Raw genomic sequence first — 17,270 nt, forward strand, 5'->3', positions numbered from 1 at the left:
TTGATCGCAACCGCTGTTTGCGGCTCGGGCCAATCTGAATATAAGCGAGGTCGATGGACAAAGTCTCCGCCAAATCCTGCAATCGCAATGGCTTCACTCTGGTCGAGATGATGGTAGCGCTGTTCATTTTTGCGATGCTGTCGGTGGCTGGGGTGATCATGCTTCGGACTGCGGTCGATAGCGACGAGATAACCGCAAAAAATCTGGGGAAGATGGCTGAAATGCAGCGCTTTGTCTCTTTGATGGAGGCCGATTTGAGCCAGGCCTTGCCGCGGACATCTCGTGATGATCGTGGTGACCGAACGCCGGCCTTCGGTAGTGAAGCGGGCGGAGCCGAACCGGCTTTCCTGAAATTCACACGCGGTGGCCAGAGCAATATCAACGGCCAGGCGCGATCCAATCTGGAGCGGATTGAATATCGGCTTACGGACGGCAATCTGGAGCGGTGGCGATACCGGATGACAGATGGCGGCAAGATTGATCAGCCAGCGGTTCTGATTTCGCAAATCACTTCACTCGATCTGCGCTTTCGCGACAAGCGAGGGCAGTGGTCCAGTCGCTGGGAAGCCGAGCGCCTGGCAGATTTGCCGCGGGCGATTGAGATCCAGTTTGAACAGCAGGGCCGACGCTATCGCCATTTGTTCCTCGTCGGGACCGGCTATCTGTGAGCGAATTTCAGGAAATTGGGACCGAGAAGGAACGGGGCGCAGCGCTGTTGACGGTGTTGTTGCTGGTCGCAGTGATTGCGATATTGGCGGCGCACGGGATTGACCGGCTGGCCGGCGCTACCAAGCTTGCCTCCAATGCGCGCGAACTGTCGCAAGCCAAGGCCTATCTGATCGCGGCCGAATCGATCGGAATGCAGTCGGCCGAGCAGATTGTGTCCGCTTCTCCGGGCCGGACGATCAATGTCGGCGGCTGGAACGGCAAGGAGCAGAGCTTTCCGGTGCCCGGCGGGATTATCACGGCATCGCTGGCCGACGGGGGCAATTGCTTCAACATCAACAGCCTTGTTACGCAGCAGCAGGATGTCCTGACGGCAAGGCCGGAAGGTCTGGCGCAATTTTCGCGGCTGATGGTCATGCTCGGCATATTGGACGGTGATGCTGCGGATATTGCGGAATCGGTCGCTGACTGGATCGACAGCGATATGGTGGCGGCGCCCCGTGGAGCGGAGGATCAATATTATCTCCAGCAGGAAAGCCCCTATCGCACGGCCAATGCGCTGATCGTCGATGTCAGCGAGTTGCGGACAATCAAGGGCGTGACCGACGATGTGTACGTCCGCCTCGCGCCCTGGATTTGTGCCTTGCCGACCACCGATTTGTCGCCGGTCAATATCAACACGTTGCGGCCGGAGCAGGCGATCTTGTTGGCCATGCTGGGAGCGGTCCCGTCCGATCTCACACCGGCGCGGCAATTTCTCGGGCGGCGGCCGGAACTGGGATATGGCAGCCTCAATGATTTCTGGGCGCAATCCTATCCTGCCAGCCTCGGAGCCGCGGCTGAAGTCCAGAGCCAGGTCAAGCTGACCACTCGCTGGTTCCGCGTTGATCTGGCGGTCGAGATGCAAAGCGCGCTGGTCGAGGAGCGGGCGTTGATCGATGCGGCGCGGCAACCGGCCCGGCTTGTCCATCGTCAGCGCGGCGATACGTTTTAATTCCAAAATGCCCCGCTAAATGCTTGACGATGGCTACCGGCTATCCCTATGGACCCCATCGCAATGCGGCTATATAGTGCGCGGCTTGTGGCGATCGTAGCTCAGTTGGTTAGAGCGCCGGTTTGTGGTACCGGAGGTCGGGGGTTCAAGACCCCTCGATCGCCCCATTTTCCCTCAGGAAGCATAAGGCCATCACCACCTGGCCCGTGCTGCAAAGTCTCTCTTTATTTGTAATTAAATTACAGCTATGAGATATTTAATTACTCCAGTTTGCTAGGGATGACTGCCATGAGCGTGATGTGGGATTTGCCGGATTTTGACGACCATGAAGCGGTCCATTTTTTCCATGATGCCGACAGCGGGCTCAGCGCGATTATCGCGCTGCACAGCACGCATCTCGGCCCCGGCGCGGGCGGAACCCGGTTCTGGCATTACGAGAATCGCGAAACCGCGGTGACCGATGCGCTGCGCCTTTCGCGCGGCATGAGCTTCAAGAACGCGATGGCCGGTCTGCCACTGGGTGGCGGCAAGGCGGTGATTCTCGCCGACCGCAATCGCACCAAGACACCGGAAATGCTCGCCGCTTTCGGCCGGATGATCGAGTCGCTCGGCGGCCAATATGTCACCGCTGAAGATGTCGGGATCACCGCTGCCGATATGGTCGCTCTGACCAAGGAAACCAAATATGTCTCCGGACTGCCGGTCAGCAACAGCGGCGAAGCCGGCGGCGATCCCGGACCCTTTACCGCAATGGGTGTCTATCTCGGCGTGAAGGCCGCGGTAGCGCACAAGCTGGGCCGCGAATCCATGGACGGTGTCCATGTCGCGATCCAGGGTGTTGGCAGCGTTGGTGGCGGACTTGCCCGTCTGCTGGCCAAGGATGGGGCGAAGCTAAGTATCGCTGACATCAACAAGGACCATGCGGCTGCGCTGGCAGAGGAAATCGGAGCCACGGTCGTCGGTCTCGACGAGGTCATGCGGATCGAGGCAGATGTCTTTAGTCCCAATGCTTTGGGCGCGATACTGGACAAGGTTTCCATCGCTCATCTCAATGTTCCGATCGTTGCGGGCGGTGCCAATAACCAGCTGGCGACTCCTGAAGACGGACAGCGAATCTTCGACCGTAACATATTGTTCGCGCCGGATTATGTCATCAACTCCGGCGGGATCATCAGCGTCGGTCTGGAATATCTAGGCGACGGCGACGTCAAAGAAGTTAATCGTCGGGTCGCGATGATTCCGCAGCGTCTGACCGAAATCTGGGAACAGAGCGCGGCGCAAAAATTGCCAGATTCCGATGTCGCCGACAATATGGCGATGGCGTTGATCGGCCGGGGTTAGGGCCAGGCCGAACTTTACACGGATCAATTGTTTTATTTTCTGTAACCTTCTCCTGAAAGTCTCCCGTTTCTGCCATTCTCTAGCCGCCGGACCGGCGCCTAGTGTAATCTTTGGATTCTGCGCCCGCTCGCGCGGTTCTTTAAGTTCGTGCGAACATCCTTATTTCGTTCAAATGTCAAAGAGCCTGTCCTGCGCTTGGCGAAGGACAGGCCGGAAGATACGAGATCAGGCCGACTGTAGGAAAGAAGTTTTGACGGGATGACGGAAGAGAGGTCCGCAGACGGTCCCTTCCGTTCCAGCGTTCAATATTATGGCGTGACTGCAGCCTTGATTTTGGCCCAGCTGACCAGCTTGAAATTTTGCGTGCCGCCTTCATTTGCACCATCCTGCATGACCATCAGGCCTTCGGGATAGTCGGGGCCAAAGTCGCCCAAGATGACTTCAATCCCGTCTGTTTCCGAAGTGCCGTCGATTGTTCCATCTACCAGCCTGAAGCGGTTCACATAGGCGCCTGTGGTCAGGTCATAGAGCACATAGGCATTGTCGCCCTGGCTAGAGGCGACCAGATAGCCGCCGGTTTCTCCGGTAGGCGCGAGCGCCAGTCCTTCGACATCGGCCACCAGTTCCTTGCCATTGATATTGGCAAAGCGCTGCGGCTCGAAATTGTCCGCGTTCAGATCGAACAGCCAGATGCCGCTATTTTCCTCGCCGACATAAAGCCGCCCCGTGCGGTCATCGACGACGCAGCCCTCCGGCTGGGTCGCGAGCTTATATTCCCGGGTAATGGTTGCGCTCGGCGTGCTGCCCTCAAAGGAGAGGGTGATCTCGCGGACAAAGCCGCTTTTCTCGATCATATAGGCGAAGGTCTCGCCGCCGCTGTCCTGACCGAAGCAGAAACCATAAGCTTCGCCGGGACCGACCGGATATTTGCCCAGCAGCGTCAGTTCCGCGGATTCGGGATCGAGCCGGTACAGACCGATATGCGCATTGGCGCGGTCGTTGCGGATGCTGGCACCGACCAGCACGGTCTTCTCGCCACCGATCATGACTTCGCGCAGATCGACATTGTTGAGTTCGCCTTCGGGCAGGAAGGATTTTTTCGATCCATCCAGTCCGTAGACATAGAGACCGGCGCGCTTGTCGGTCCCGATTATCAGGCTGTTCGCCGGATCATCGGCATTGCGCCAGATCGCCGGATCATCCGCCGCATCGCGATTGACGGTGCCGACCGGAACGGTTTCTGCGTCCGCGGTCAGTTCGAGGGTTGGCGCAGCAGTGACTGTACCGGACGGGGTCGCGCAACCGGCCAAAGCCAGGCTGCCGAGCAGGAGAGGGGAGATTATATTTTTCATCACATTGTTATCTTTGCGCCAAATTTGAAGGTCGAGCCATATTCTTCATATTGCAGCAGCCGCTTGCGCGTATCGAAATTCTGATAGGCGGAATATTTGGCGTTGTTGATGTTGATCCATTCCGCGAATAGCCGGATATTGTTGTTCAGTTTCAGCTTCACGCTGGCGTCGAGCTGGAAATGATTGTCGACATAGCGGTCCTCGCCGGCTTCCGCGCCGAGCTCGTCGAGATAATGATCCCGATAAGTGCCCGCCAGACGGAAATCGAAAGGGCCTTTCTCGTAACCGAGCACCGCGTTGAACGTATGCTTGGAACTGCTGGGCAGCGCGATGCTGCGCAGATTGGTGATATCGCCGTCGGTTGGTACCGTGCCGCTGGCGTCGGTATAGGTATAGTTGAAGTTGACAAGAAAACCGTCGAGCGGGTCCGGCAGGAAATTGAGCGCTTGCGCAAAACCCAGTTCGATGCCGAACACTTCGGCGCTGGAACCGTTGATCGGTATGGTTGCTTCGTCGAAATCTATGCCGAAGCGCGTGCCGTTTTCCTCCAGCGAGCTGACGATGAAATTCTTGATATCCTTGTAAAAGACATTGGCCGTGAGCGCGCCGTTGGAACTGAAGTAAAATTCCGCTGCGGCATCGAAGTTCCAGGCTTCGTAGGGCTGCAAGTCGGGATTGCCAAATTCGCCTTCGCGCTCATTGTCGTCATTTTGCTCGACCGCGAACCGAGGGGCCAGGTCAGACAGATTGGGTCTCACCACGCTGCGATAGCCGGCAGCGCGAAATACAAGATTGCGCTGCGGTTCAAAGCGGACATTGAGGCTGGGGAGCCAGTCGTCATAGCTGCGCGTGAAGCCATTGGGCGTGACGAATACCGTGTCGTCGGTCAGTGTCACCCCGTTGAAGACCGCATCCTCTTCTACCAGCGTGACTGTGTTGGCGGAAATGACATTCTCCGTGCGTTCAAAGCGGACGCCGCCAATCACGCGGACCTCTTCACTATCCCAGCGCCCCAGCAGATAGCCGGCATAAATATCTTCCTGATTGATATAATCCGAGACGGCGGAATCGAACTGGCTGTCGATATCCTGCAACTCGAAATCACCGAAATTGGCACGAAAATATTCGGTCGCACCGGTCCGGCTGACAACCGGTCCGAGGTCGGCGAGGCGATAGGTTTGCTCGCCCAGCACGTTGGCGAGCGTATAACTGCCGGTGCTGTCTTCATAAAATTCGACGTCATTGTCATATCGCTTTTCTCGCCAGCGACCCTTGAAACCGGCCTGGACGGTGAAATCGCCACTGCCCATCGCGAAAAGGCGGGAAACGTCCAGTCGGGCGGAAAATTCTTCGTCCTGAGCGGCTGAAAGAGCGGTCAGTTCAACATCTCCCAGATCATAAAGACTGGCGTCATTGGCGAGAGCAGCGCCGGACGCGTAGCTATATGCCGGTATGCGATCGTCTGCATAGTCGAACAGCACACTGACGCCGTCGCCTTCGAATTTATTGGAAAAAGTTGTGGGGTCGAGCGAGCCATTTTCCGATTCGCTGGATTTGGACCAGCTGCCGGAATATTCTGCTTTCCAGGGACCTGTTTCGGTCTTGCCGCCGACGACTATGGAACGGATCTTCTGGCTTTCGAAACGATCTTTCATGTCGCGTTCGATTTCGATTTCACCGTCCGCATCATCGAACAGGGCGCTGTTGGCATCGCCGCTGCTGGCTGCTTCATCCAGTTTGAATGTGGTCCGGGCGCGATATTCCTGATCATCAAACTGGCTGTAAATGCCGCGAACATAAAGTTCGGTGCTATCGCTTGCGCGGAAATCGAAGGAAAGCGAGGCGCTGATCCGTTCCCGTTCGACGTCATAGTCGCGAAACTGGACCTCGTCGGCATAGGCTATGCCGTCATCATTGACGTCCCAGCCTTCTGCTTCGATATTGTCGGTTTCGAACTTGCGCTTATAGTAAGAAACGCCTCCGGCCACGCCGATATCGTCGGTGAGGCGAGTCGAGAAATCGATGCTGCCCTTTGGCGTTACGTCGCCCGAATATTCGTTGTAGCTGCCTTCAATCTTGCCCGTCAGCAGATCCTTCTTGCGGTCAAAGGCACTGACCGTGCTGATTTCGATCGAGGCACCGATCGTATCGCCATCCATGTCAGGGGTGAGCGATTTCTTGATTTCGATCGATTCAATGAGATCGCTGGAAATAACGTCCAGAGCCACGGAACGGACATCGCTTTCCGGTGAAGGGATCCGGACGCCGTTCAGCGAGGAGGCGTTCAGATTGGGGTCGAGGCCACGGACTGAAACAAACCGGCCTTCGCCCTGATCATTGAGAATATTGACCCCGGGTACCCGGCGTAGGGATTCTGCGACATTCTGGTCCGGAAACTGACCGATTGCGTCTCGAGTCAGAACCGACGACACGCCATCACCTTCGCGTTTGCGCGACAGGGCGCTGGCCTGGTTGGCACTTTGGCCGATGACCAGGATTTCGGTGCCGGAGCCGGTCTGCAACGTGATGTTCGCGACAACAAGGCCGGTTTCGGTGACGGTCACGCTGGCTTGACTGGTGTCGGCTCCGATATAGCGGGTCTCGAGCGTATAGGTGCCGGCCGGGACATCGGGAAATCGATAGCTGCCGTCGCGTTCCGTGGTCACGACACGGTCCAGTTCCACAATGCGAACCTGCGCCGATTGCAACCCTCTGGTTTCGCTGGGATCGCTGACGACACCGGTCACGGTGCCGGCCCAGGCTACGGTCGGTAGCGTCACCATGATCCCCGCTGATCCGATTAGTAACCCTCTGCGAAATTTAGATATTTTTGCCATGATGCCCTCCGGTAAATCTGATGTACCGGGCCTCTAGGCGCTAATTGTGAAGGGAATTGACGGTTTCGGAGACTCATGGATGAATCTTTGATTACGCTTTGGTTACAAGCAGAAAATCCCGGGAATCAGACTGTTGTGCCGCGGCTTGATTCCGGGAATTCGATTATCGGTGGTCCTGGATATTCTCCGGTAATTCGGCTGTCTCCGCTAAACTGGCTGCGACGGGCCGGCCGGGCTTTTCAAATCCGTTCAATCCCATCCACCATTGCAAGGCAATGACTGCACCCTTGGCCGGTTGCAGCAGTGCAGCGATCAGCAGCAGCGCCAGGGTGATTATGATCGCCAGATTGGTCCAGACGGAAAAATCGGTATCATTTATCATGTAGATGATGATCGGCGCGAGAATATGTCCGGTTAGGATAATGGCGATATAGGCAGGAAAATCATCCGCCTGTTGCGCGGTCCAGTCCTGGCCACATATCGGGCAATGTTCGATCGGCTTGAGCAGACGAGGGAACATCTTGCCTTCACCGCAGCTCGGGCAGCGGCCCCGCAGGCCACGGGTGAAGGCTTCAAAAGCCGTCTTCGGCAGGCCGGGTGTATCGAGGTTCTGCGTCATTTCTTTGTCTGCTCCATCGCTGCTGCTCATGTCATCAACGATTCTGTCGAGCAAAGTTTCAAATCCGGCCATAATTTTTATTCTGTCCCATCATTTCTGGAATTCGCGGCTGGCATTAGGGCAGCCTCTTGTTTGCGGCAGCCGCAGAATATTCAGCCTGCGACTGTGAAGGCGGTGAACCGGCCGGTCGCGGGGCAGGCACCATCACCGCTGTGAAATTTGTCTGGTCCATGTTCCTGTCAGTATTGCCGGTCCAGATTAGCGGCAACGACAGTTGCCCTCTATACACTATCAGAATAAATTGTTAATACTGAGTTTTGATGTATAATGTATCATAAGGGGTGGATGGATGATCACGTCGCAGCAAATGCGGGCAGCGCGTGCCCTGCTCGGTATCGATCAGCGGCAACTGGCCGAACTGGCTGGCCTGTCGCTGCCGACGATCCAGCGGATGGAAGCGTCGGGCGGGCAGGTGCGTGGCGTGGTCGACACTCTGGTCAAGGTTATCGGGGCGCTCGAAAGCGGCGGAATCGAGCTGATTGGCGAAAATGCGCCCAGCATTGGCATCGGCCGCGGTGTGCGGATGCGCGAGACCATGGATGGCAGAGCGGCGAATGCGGTGGGCTCGATATTGTTCGATCAGGCAAGGTCGGACGCGGACAAAGAATAGTCGTTCGTCCGGTGCAAGGCTTTACCCCCAAAATCATCACGACAATGCGTGAAGGCTATAATCCCGGCCTGTTCAAGGCCGATGCTGTCGCAGGACTGACGGTCGCAATCGTTGCTCTGCCGCTTTCGATGGCCCTGGCAATTGCCAGCGGGGCTTCTCCCGACAAGGGCTTGATTACCGCGGTTATTGCCGGATTCCTGATCTCTTTCCTCGGTGGCTCGCGGGTTCAGGTTGGCGGGCCGACGGGTGCCTTTGTCGTGGTTGTGTACAATGTCATTGCCCAATATGGCTATGACGGCTTGCTGCTCGCCACATTCATGGCGGGTCTGATTCTCATAGCTGCCGGGGCGTTCAAGCTCGGCCGGCTGATCAAATTTATCCCGCATCCGGTGGTGACCGGCTTTACCGCCGGGATCGCCGTGATCATTGCCTCCAGTCAGGTGAAGGATTTTCTCGGCCTGTCGCTCGATAATGTCCCTTCCGAATTTTTACCGAAATGGCAGGCCTATTTCAGCGCGATATCGTCGGTTCATATGGCGACTCTGCTGGCCGGGGGCGGTGCTTTCTTCGTGATTGTCGCACTCAAGAGATTTGCCCCCAGGCTGCCGGGTTTCCTGATTGCGCTCGTGCTGGCCTCGATCATGGTCGCGCTGCTCAAGCTGCCCGTCGATACGATCGGGACGCGGTTTCCAGATATGCCGGCGACGATGCCGATGCCGTCGCTGCCGGTGTTCGGCTGGGCAAGGATGGTCGAATTGCTCCCTTCTGCCTTCACGATCGCCTTTCTTGCCGGGATCGAGGCGCTGCTGTCGGCGGTGGTCGCGGACGGGATGATTGGCACGCGCCACCGTTCCAATCAGGAGCTGATCGGGCAGGGCATTGCCAATCTCGGTTCGGTCGCGTTCGGTGGACTGCCTGCGACGGGTGCGATTGCGCGGACGGCGACGAATATCAAGGCCGGGGCAAAAACCCCCGTGGCGGGTATGATGCACGCGCTGTTCATCCTGTTGTTCATTTTGTTCGGCAGTGGCCTGATGGCCTATGTGCCGATGGCTGCGCTGGCTGCCATCCTGTTCGTCGTCGCCTGGGGCATGTGCGAAATCGACCGGTTCATTGCGCTGCTGCGCATGCCCAATAGCGATCGCGCGGTATTGCTGCTGACCTTCGGGCTGACCATATTGGTCGATCTTACCGTGGCGATTGGCGTCGGCGTCACCCTGGCATCGCTGCTGTTCATGGCTCGGATGAGCGAGACCGTGGAGCTGGAGAACGGAAATTCAGCTGATCGCGAGGGCCAGTCTGATGGTGATGATCTGGATCAGCGCGACGATCTCCCGAGCGGAGTTGAAGTGTTCCGGATCAGCGGTCCGGTATTTTTCGGGGTGGCGGGTGAATTGCTTGACGCGATGCGCAAGATCGGGCGCACACCCAGGGTCATCATCCTGCGTATGCGGCTGGTGCCGATGCTCGATGCCAGCGGGGTGACGATGATCGAGGAATTTATCGAACAGGCCCGCGTCTCGGGCGCGAAGATCATTTTATCGGGTGTGCAGCCGCAACCGAGGGACATGCTCCGGCGCATCGGCTTGTCAGAGGACGAAGCAGATGTCTGTTTTGCAGCCGACTATGCCGCTGCGCTGCGGAATGCCGAACGACTGACATCCTCAGGCTGATCTGGCGAAGGGTTTGAGGAGGGTTGGCAGAGAGCGGTCCATTTGGGGGTTTCCAACTTTGTTACTGGCCGCAATTCGCAAAAACGCTTGTCGGCCAGCCACGCTTCTGCCATCGAAAGTCGCGATTGATGTTGATCATCCGTAACCGAGGCAATATCGCTTTACCCATGCATGCATATGCGAATCCCACCCGTTTCCTGTCACTTGCCAGGCCGCTGACGCCGTTTTTGCTGTTCGGCGGTATCGCCATGGTAGTGGCCGCTTGCATATGGGGCCTGCTGGCTACGCCAGCCGAGCGGTTGCAGGGCGACACGGTGAAGATCATCTTTGTTCATGTGCCGATGGCATGGCTCGGCATGGCGGGCTGGTCGGGCATTGCGATTGCCAGCATCACCGAGCTGATCTGGCGGCATCCGCTCGCCTCGCATGCGGCGCGCGCGATTGCGGTGCCCGGGGCGCTGTTTTCCCTTTTATGTCTGATCACGGGAGCAATCTGGGGACGTCCGGCATGGGGTACATGGTGGGTCTGGGACGGTCGCCTGACCTCGATGCTGGTGCTGTTTTTTCTCTATCTGGCCTATATCGTGCTCGCCAACGAGACGAGCAAGAGCAACGGCCAGAGCCGGATCGCGGCAATTTTCGGCGTTGTCGGCATCATCAATCTGCCAATCATCCGTTTTTCGGTCGAATGGTGGGAAACCCAGCATCAGGGGACGAGCATCAATATCATGGGCAAATCCACCATCGATGCGCTCTATTTATGGCCTCTATTGGTTTCGGCCGTAGGTTTCTCTCTGCTATTCGGCGCGATTGTGCTTATGCGGATGCGGGCCAGTCTGGCGCAAACCAAGGTCGATGCGCGGCTGAAAAGGATGGCAGCAGAATGAACCACTGGACTTTTGTCTTTGCCGCCTATGCCATAGTGCTGATTGGGACGGCAGCCGTTATCATGAACAGCTTTGTCGCGATGCGAAGGGCAGAACGCAAGGCAGATCAGTTGAGCAAGCGGAAATGAAAGCAAAGCATCAAAGACTGACCCTGGTTCTGCTGGCGGTGGTGGCGCTGGTCGGTGCTGGTTTGCTGGCCGCTTATGCGCTCCAGGATCAGGCGAGCTATTTCTACACGCCTTCTGATATTGCGGACAAGAAACCGCAGGCGGGTACGGCCATCCGGCTGGGTGGCATGGTAGAAAAAGGCTCGATCCAGCGCTCGGCGGACGGCGTGACGGTGCAGTTCATCGTGCAGGACGCCAAAGCCCAGCAAAAGGTCACGTATACCGGTATCACTCCGGACCTGTTTGTCGAAGGTTCGGGCGTGGTTGCCGATGGACGGCTCGATGCCAACGGTCTGTTTGTTGCCGAGACTTTGCTCGCCAAACATGATGAAAATTACATTCCGCGCGAGCTGGAAGGCATTGATATGACATCCGGCAAAAATAAAACGGAGACGCTGGTCCAATGATCGCCGAAACCGGCCTGATCGCGCTATGGCTCGCCGCTGCGCTTGCGCTCCTGCAATTTGCTCTCGGCGCGATTGGCCTGCGCGCGCAGCGGGACGAATATTTTTCTGCGATCCGGCCGGTCGCGGTTGCGCAAGGGCTGTTTGTCAGCCTGTCGTTTCTGCTGCTGATCTGGCTGTTCCTGCGCTCCGACATGTCGGTTCGGCTGGTGGTGATGAACAGCGCCTCGGTGAAGCCTTTGCTCTACAAATTTGCCGGAACCTGGGGCAATCACGAGGGATCGATGCTGCTCTGGGTTACGGTGATGGGCCTGGCCGGTGCCTTCATTGCGCTATTCGAACGATCACTGCAGACCAGAACGCTGGTCGCAACCCTGGCGGCTCAGGCTTTTATCAGTCTGGGTTTTTACGCTTTCCTGCTGGTATCATCCAATCCGTTCGAACGGATGTTTCCGGTGCCGGCGGACGGGCAGGGACTCAATCCGCTGCTGCAGGACCCCGGTCTCGCCTTTCATCCACCCACTCTCTATTTCGGCTATGTCGGGCTTTCGGTAGCCTTTTCCTTTGCGGTCGGAGCGATGATTACCCGCGATGTCGGCGCGTCTTTTGCCAAGGCGATGCGGCCTTGGGTATTGGGTGCCTGGATATTTCTGACGCTCGGCATTACCGCGGGCAGCTACTGGGCTTATTATGAACTGGGCTGGGGCGGCTGGTGGTTCTGGGATCCTGTGGAGAACGCCTCGCTCATGCCGTGGCTGGCGGCGACGGCCTTGCTCCATTCGGTGACAGTACTGGCGACGCGAGACAGCCTGCGCGCCTGGACGCTGATGCTGGCTGTGGTCGCTTTTTCGATGTCGATGATCGGGACTTTCCTCGTACGCTCCGGTATCTTGACGAGCGTACACGCCTTTGCGGTCGATCCCGAACGCGGCAGCTTCATATTGGCCTTGCTTGCCATCTATATTGGCGGAGCGATGGCTTTGTTCGCGCTGCGGGTCGGTACGGTGAAGGAAGGAAAGCGTTTTGAACTGGTCAGCCGGGAAGGCGCACTGGTTGCCAATAATCTTCTGCTGTCGGTCATTTTGGCACTGGTTTTCATCGGCACGCTTTATCCGTTGCTGGTCGAAGCGGTGACCGGAGACAAGCTTTCGGTTGGTCCACCCTATTTCAATCTGGCTACCGGTCCGCTGGCACTGATTCTGGTGTCGGTTATGGCGGCCGGGCCGCTTCTGCGATGGCGACGCGACAATCCGAAGGCGTTGCTGAACCGCATTTCGATACCCATTTTGCTCACTGCCGCAGCCCTGTTTGCACTGGCATTGTTCACCACCGGGATGTCCATTCTTTCGCTGCTCGGCCTCGGGCTGGCAGCTGGCGTTGCCGTCGCCAGTTTCGCGCCTTTGTGGAAACGGAACCTGCGGCGGACGCCGCTTCACACTTACGGCATGGTGATCGCTCATTTCGGTATCGCGGTTGCGCTGACCGGAATGGCTTGTGAAAGCAGTTTCACCGAAGAAAAGCTGGTCGCGGCTATGCCGGGGGATGAAATTGCGGTGAACCAGTGGAAGCTCAAGTTCGAAGCGATCGAACCGATGGCCGGACCCAATTGGACCGCGCTCGAAGGGCGGATGACGGCGCAATATGGCGACGGGGCGATCCACGAGATCACGCCGCAGAACCGTATGTTTGCTGCTGCACAGACCCAGACCAGCGAAGCGGCGCTGCTGACTCGCTGGAACGGGCAGCTCTATGTGGTGCTCGGCGACGGGGACAGCGAAGGACGCTGGCAGGTTCGGGTCTGGTGGAAGCCATTCGTGCCCTTGATCTGGTTCGGCGGAATATTGGTCGCTCTTGGCGGATTTCTGGCGATGATTGGCAGGCTGCGGCGTGGCTATAAGCAGCGCAAGCAGCGCGAATATGCAGAGGCGATGCTATGAACCGCTGGTTGCTCTGGCTACCGCTCGTGCTCTTTGGCCTCTTCTTCGCTGCGGTCGCAGTCGGGCTGATCATGCCCAAGAATGATATTATCGAGAGCAAGATGGTCGGCAAGCCGATGCCAGCCTTTGCCTTGCCAGCAGCGGTGGAGCAGCGGCCCGGATTAAGCAGTACCGACCTGACCAAGGGCAAGCCGACCTTGCTCAATATATTCGCCAGCTGGTGCGTGCCCTGCATCGCCGAGGCACCGCAACTGCTGGCGCTGCAGCGGGCGGGTGTTGAAATCAACGCAATCGCCAGCCGTGACACGCCCGAAGATATTGCCAATTTTCTTAATCGCTGGGGCAATCCCTATAATCGGATCGGAACCGACACGACCAGCAAGGTGCAACTCGAACTGGGTTCGTCCGGCGTACCCGAGACCTTTGTCATCGATGGTAATGGCATCATCGTTCATCAGCATATCGGCGACATCCGCCAAGAGGATGTCGCAAAGCTGATCGAATTGCTGGAGGAAGCGGGATGAAGCGATTTCTTGTTCTGCTTATTCTGTGCCTCTCGGTGCCGATTGCCGCGCAAACCGGTCTGCCACAGGCGCCTTATGCCGACCGGCAACTGGACGATCCCCGGCAGGAAGCCGCCGCGCGCGACCTGATGGAAGAATTGCGCTGCCTGAAATGCCAGAGCCAGTCGATTGCCGACAGCAATGCGCCGATGGCGGGCGATATGCGCAGTCAGGTGCGGGAGAGAATCGCCGCCGGCGAAACGCCGGAACAGGTCAGAAACTGGCTGATCGAGCGCTATGGCAATTGGGTTTCCTATAATCCGCCGATAGGGTCGGCGGTCACCTGGCCGCTGTGGATTGCGCCGATCATTCTGTTGCTCGCTGCCCTGTGGCTGGCGCGCGGGCGTTTCCGCAAATCCAAGGATGATCAATGATGGGCTGGATCATAATTTTTCTGTTCGTATTGATTTGCGCTGGCGCTCTGATCAAGCTCGGCAAATTATCCCGTGGCACCTATGAAATTACCGCTGCGGCCCTGTTGCTGGGGGTTGCCGGTTACGCCTGGCAGGGGCATCCCGGGATGGCGGGGGTCTCGGTTGAGCCAATCGAAAAACCCAATAGCTTTGACGATGATACAATTGACGCACGCAACGAGATGGGCGAGCGCTTCGGTACCGCACGGGAATGGCTGGTCTTTTCCGACTCTCTCAATCGTACCGGAAAACACGGAGCGGCAGCCAATTATCTGCGCAACGGGGTAAAAGAACATCCCGATGATCCCGATCTCTGGGTCGGGCTGGGCAATGCTCTGGTTGTTCATGCCGATGGTGTCATCACGCCGGCCGCGCAATTTGCCTTTCAGAAAGCCGCCGATCTGTCGCCGGAACATCCTGGACCGCCATTCTTCCTCGGACTGGCTTATGCCCAGTCGGGCAAGATCGATCAGGCCCGGGCAATCTGGACCGAATTGCTGGCGCGGAGCAGCGCAGATGCCCCGTGGCGCGCCGATCTCGAGTCGCGACTGGCGACGATGGAAAAGATACAACCGTCGCTTCCAACGGCGCCGGACTCCCCTGCAGAGCAGTAAAAACCTTGTGTTATGAATGGGTTGATATTCGCAGTCAGTCGGTTTGTTGCGCCCGATAAAAGCCGGTGCTAAGCGCTCGCGCTTGCTGAGACAAATGTCAGTAAACAGAGTATTTTGTCCAAATTGATCGGGGTACGCCTTACACGGCCAACCAATGTCCGCAGAAACAACCGAAAGCGCAGAAGCGCAAGGCAGCACGGTGCAAACCCACGGCTCGCCTCAGCGTAACACTGCTATCGCCAAGCTGGCCGCGGGCGCGATTGGAATCGTGTTCGGCGACATCGGCACGAGTCCACTCTATGCGTTTCGCGAAACCTTCGTCGGGGCGCATCCGCTGGAACTGGATCGCATCCATGTTCTAGGCGTGGTCAGCCTGATCTTCTGGTCGATGACGCTGGTCGTGACCATTCAATATGTCTCGATCACGATGCGGGCGGATAACAAGGGGCAGGGCGGCAGTCTGGCGTTGGTGGCGCTGATTTCCGGTGCCATGCGACGGTCAAAATATGGCTGGTTGGCGATCTTGCTCGGTGTGTTTGCGACAGCGCTTTTTTACGGCGACAGCATGATCACGCCGGCGATTTCAGTGCTCTCGGCGGTTGAGGGCCTGACCGTCGTGCAGCCCCAACTGGGACATCTCGTCATTCCGATCGCGCTCACCCTGCTGATATTCCTGTTCCTGCTCCAGTCCCGCGGTACCGCGAAAATCGGCGCGTTGTTTGCGCCGGTGATGTTTGTTTATTTTGCCGTGATCGGGACGCTCGGCATCATTCAGATCGTCGAACATCCTTCGATTCTCTTTGCCTTCAACCCCTGGTACGCTGTGCAGTTTTTCATCACCGACGGGGTGAAGGCCTTCCTCGCCCTGGGTTCTGTCGTGCTGGCCGTAACGGGTTCCGAAGCCCTGTTTGCCGATATGGGCCATTTCGGCAAGAAGCCGATGCGTATCGCATGGTATGGTTTCGTCATGCCGGCGCTATTGTGCAATTATTTCGGCCAGGGCGCGATGATCCTGTCGCTTGATGCCGCTGGCGCAGCCGCGGCGATTGAAAGTCCGTTTTTCATCATGGCACCCGAAGTGCTGCGCCTGCCGCTCGTCATACTGGCGACGGCGGCGACATTCATTGCCAGCCAGGCCGTTATTTCGGGTTCCTTCTCGGTGACCCATCAAGCGATCCAGCTTGGTTTCATTCCGCGGCTGACGATCAAGCATACCAGCGCGTCCGAGGCCGGCCAAATCTATATCCCGTTCGTCAACTGGGCGATCATGATTGCGGTGATCCTGCTGGTGCTGACCTTCCAGAGCTCGAGCAATCTCGCTTCGGCTTATGGTATCGCGGTCACCGGTGCGATGTTCATCGACACCTGTCTGCTGGCCATCGTGATGGTGGTTCTGTGGAAGTGGAAACTATGGATCACCGTGCCGTTGCTGGCGGTTTTCTTCATCGTCGATGGTGCTTATTTTGCCGCCAATCTGACCAAGGTTCCCGATGGCGGCTGGTTCCCGCTGGCTGTCGGCGGTGTCGCTTTCATCATCCTGACGACCTGGGCCAAGGGCCGCAAGATCATGCGCAAGAATATGGCGGAAGCGGCGATGCCGATCGAGATATTCACCAAATCTGCCGCCAACAGCGCCACCCGCGTGCCGGGCACCGCGATTTTCATGGCATCTTCATCCGCTGGTGTGCCGTCGGCGCTGCTCCACAATATCAAGCATAACAAGGTGATCCACGAACGGGTTGTCATCCTGACCGTGAATATCAAGGATGTCCCGACAGTGGCTCCCAACAAACGCTGCGAAGTGAAGGACCTGGGCCATGGTTTCTACCGGCTCATCCTCCATTTCGGTTTCATGCAGGAAACCGATGTTCCCGAGGCGCTGAAACTGGTGAAAGGCTGCGGAATGGAATTCGACATGATGACCACCAGTTTCTTCCTCTCGCGCCAGACCCTGCTGCCGTCGAAGAAGCCGGAGATGATGATCTGGCGGGAGAAACTCTTTGCCTGGCTGCTGCGCAACGCGGCGACGGCCATGGAGTTTTTCAAGCTGCCCACCAATCGGGTGGTGGAGCTTGGAAGTCAGATGGAAATCTGACCGGCTGGCAGGCTGCTTTCCGGGCGTGAAATCAGGAG

Annotated in this window: 16 protein-coding genes and 1 tRNA gene; 14 read left to right on the plus strand and 3 right to left on the minus strand. The window is 57.6% G+C overall.

From position 1 onward, the window contains the following. Positions 1-53: 53 nt before the first annotated feature. From gspJ to AZE99_RS05365, 4 genes are all read left to right on the plus strand, one after another. A complete protein-coding gene (gene gspJ / locus AZE99_RS05350; RefSeq protein ID WP_067198678.1) occupies positions 54-668 on the plus strand; it encodes a type II secretion system minor pseudopilin GspJ in 615 nt (204 codons plus the stop codon). Next, positions 665-1,660, plus strand: coding sequence for a type II secretion system minor pseudopilin GspK (gene gspK, locus AZE99_RS05355; protein WP_067198681.1), 996 nt, complete (start codon positions 665-667; stop codon positions 1,658-1,660). The genes gspJ and gspK overlap by 4 nt, the downstream gene beginning before the upstream one ends. A gap of 90 nt (positions 1,661-1,750) precedes the next feature. Next, positions 1,751-1,827 (plus strand) — tRNA-His (locus tag AZE99_RS05360). A gap of 121 nt (positions 1,828-1,948) precedes the next feature. Continuing rightward, positions 1,949-3,001 (plus strand): Leu/Phe/Val dehydrogenase, encoded by a 1,053-nt coding sequence (locus tag AZE99_RS05365; RefSeq protein WP_067203310.1) that lies wholly within the window; start codon positions 1,949-1,951, stop codon positions 2,999-3,001. A gap of 308 nt (positions 3,002-3,309) precedes the next feature. Here the strand turns inward: AZE99_RS05365 and AZE99_RS05370 are convergent, their stop codons facing one another. The 3 genes from AZE99_RS05370 to AZE99_RS05380 form a co-directional block, all read right to left on the minus strand. Further along, the gene (locus tag AZE99_RS05370; protein ID WP_067198682.1) at positions 3,310-4,353 is read right to left on the minus strand and encodes a phytase; all 1,044 of its coding nucleotides are present in this window, start codon (positions 4,351-4,353) and stop codon (positions 3,310-3,312) included. Next, positions 4,353-7,190, minus strand: coding sequence for a TonB-dependent receptor (locus AZE99_RS05375; RefSeq protein WP_067198684.1), 2,838 nt, complete (start codon positions 7,188-7,190; stop codon positions 4,353-4,355). Before AZE99_RS05375 ends, AZE99_RS05370 begins: the two co-directional genes overlap by 1 nt. Positions 7,191-7,353: 163 nt before the next feature. Next, positions 7,354-7,881, minus strand: a complete 528-nt coding sequence (locus AZE99_RS05380) for a DUF983 domain-containing protein (RefSeq protein WP_335339233.1) — start codon at positions 7,879-7,881, stop codon at positions 7,354-7,356. 277 nt (positions 7,882-8,158) lie between these two features. Between AZE99_RS05380 and AZE99_RS05385 the strand changes: the two genes are divergently transcribed. The 10 genes from AZE99_RS05385 (at position 8,159) to AZE99_RS05425 (ending at position 17,232) form a co-directional block, all read left to right on the plus strand. Beyond that, positions 8,159-8,479, plus strand: a complete 321-nt coding sequence (locus AZE99_RS05385; RefSeq protein WP_067198686.1) for a helix-turn-helix domain-containing protein — start codon at positions 8,159-8,161, stop codon at positions 8,477-8,479. A gap of 11 nt (positions 8,480-8,490) precedes the next feature. Further along, complete coding sequence (locus AZE99_RS05390) at positions 8,491-10,152, plus strand: SulP family inorganic anion transporter (RefSeq protein WP_231862693.1); 1,662 nt, start codon at positions 8,491-8,493, stop codon at positions 10,150-10,152. Positions 10,153-10,319: 167 nt separating this feature from the next. Further along, positions 10,320-11,039, plus strand: coding sequence for a heme ABC transporter permease CcmC (gene ccmC / locus AZE99_RS05395; RefSeq protein ID WP_067198688.1), 720 nt, complete (start codon positions 10,320-10,322; stop codon positions 11,037-11,039). After that, entirely contained in the window at positions 11,036-11,167 is a 132-nt protein-coding gene (locus AZE99_RS16420) for a hypothetical protein (protein ID WP_257721891.1), read from the plus strand. Before ccmC ends, AZE99_RS16420 begins: the two co-directional genes overlap by 4 nt. Next, complete coding sequence (gene ccmE, locus AZE99_RS05400) at positions 11,164-11,613, plus strand: cytochrome c maturation protein CcmE (RefSeq protein ID WP_067198690.1); 450 nt, start codon at positions 11,164-11,166, stop codon at positions 11,611-11,613. Before AZE99_RS16420 ends, ccmE begins: the two co-directional genes overlap by 4 nt. Further along, complete coding sequence (locus AZE99_RS05405) at positions 11,610-13,547, plus strand: heme lyase CcmF/NrfE family subunit (protein ID WP_067198692.1); 1,938 nt, start codon at positions 11,610-11,612, stop codon at positions 13,545-13,547. Before ccmE ends, AZE99_RS05405 begins: the two co-directional genes overlap by 4 nt. Beyond that, complete coding sequence (locus tag AZE99_RS05410) at positions 13,544-14,071, plus strand: DsbE family thiol:disulfide interchange protein (protein ID WP_067198694.1); 528 nt, start codon at positions 13,544-13,546, stop codon at positions 14,069-14,071. The genes AZE99_RS05405 and AZE99_RS05410 overlap by 4 nt, the downstream gene beginning before the upstream one ends. Next, positions 14,068-14,484, plus strand: coding sequence for a cytochrome c-type biogenesis protein (locus tag AZE99_RS05415; RefSeq protein ID WP_067198696.1), 417 nt, complete (start codon positions 14,068-14,070; stop codon positions 14,482-14,484). Before AZE99_RS05410 ends, AZE99_RS05415 begins: the two co-directional genes overlap by 4 nt. Then, entirely contained in the window at positions 14,481-15,137 is a 657-nt protein-coding gene (locus tag AZE99_RS05420) for a tetratricopeptide repeat protein (protein ID WP_231862694.1), read from the plus strand. Before AZE99_RS05415 ends, AZE99_RS05420 begins: the two co-directional genes overlap by 4 nt. A 154-nt stretch (positions 15,138-15,291) precedes the next feature. Continuing rightward, positions 15,292-17,232, plus strand: coding sequence for a potassium transporter Kup (locus AZE99_RS05425; RefSeq protein WP_067198699.1), 1,941 nt, complete (start codon positions 15,292-15,294; stop codon positions 17,230-17,232). The last annotated feature ends 38 nt before the right edge of the window (positions 17,233-17,270 follow it).

It is taken from the genome of Sphingorhabdus sp. M41 (assembly GCF_001586275.1).
In the GTDB taxonomy this organism is placed as follows: Bacteria; Pseudomonadota; Alphaproteobacteria; order Sphingomonadales; family Sphingomonadaceae; genus Parasphingorhabdus.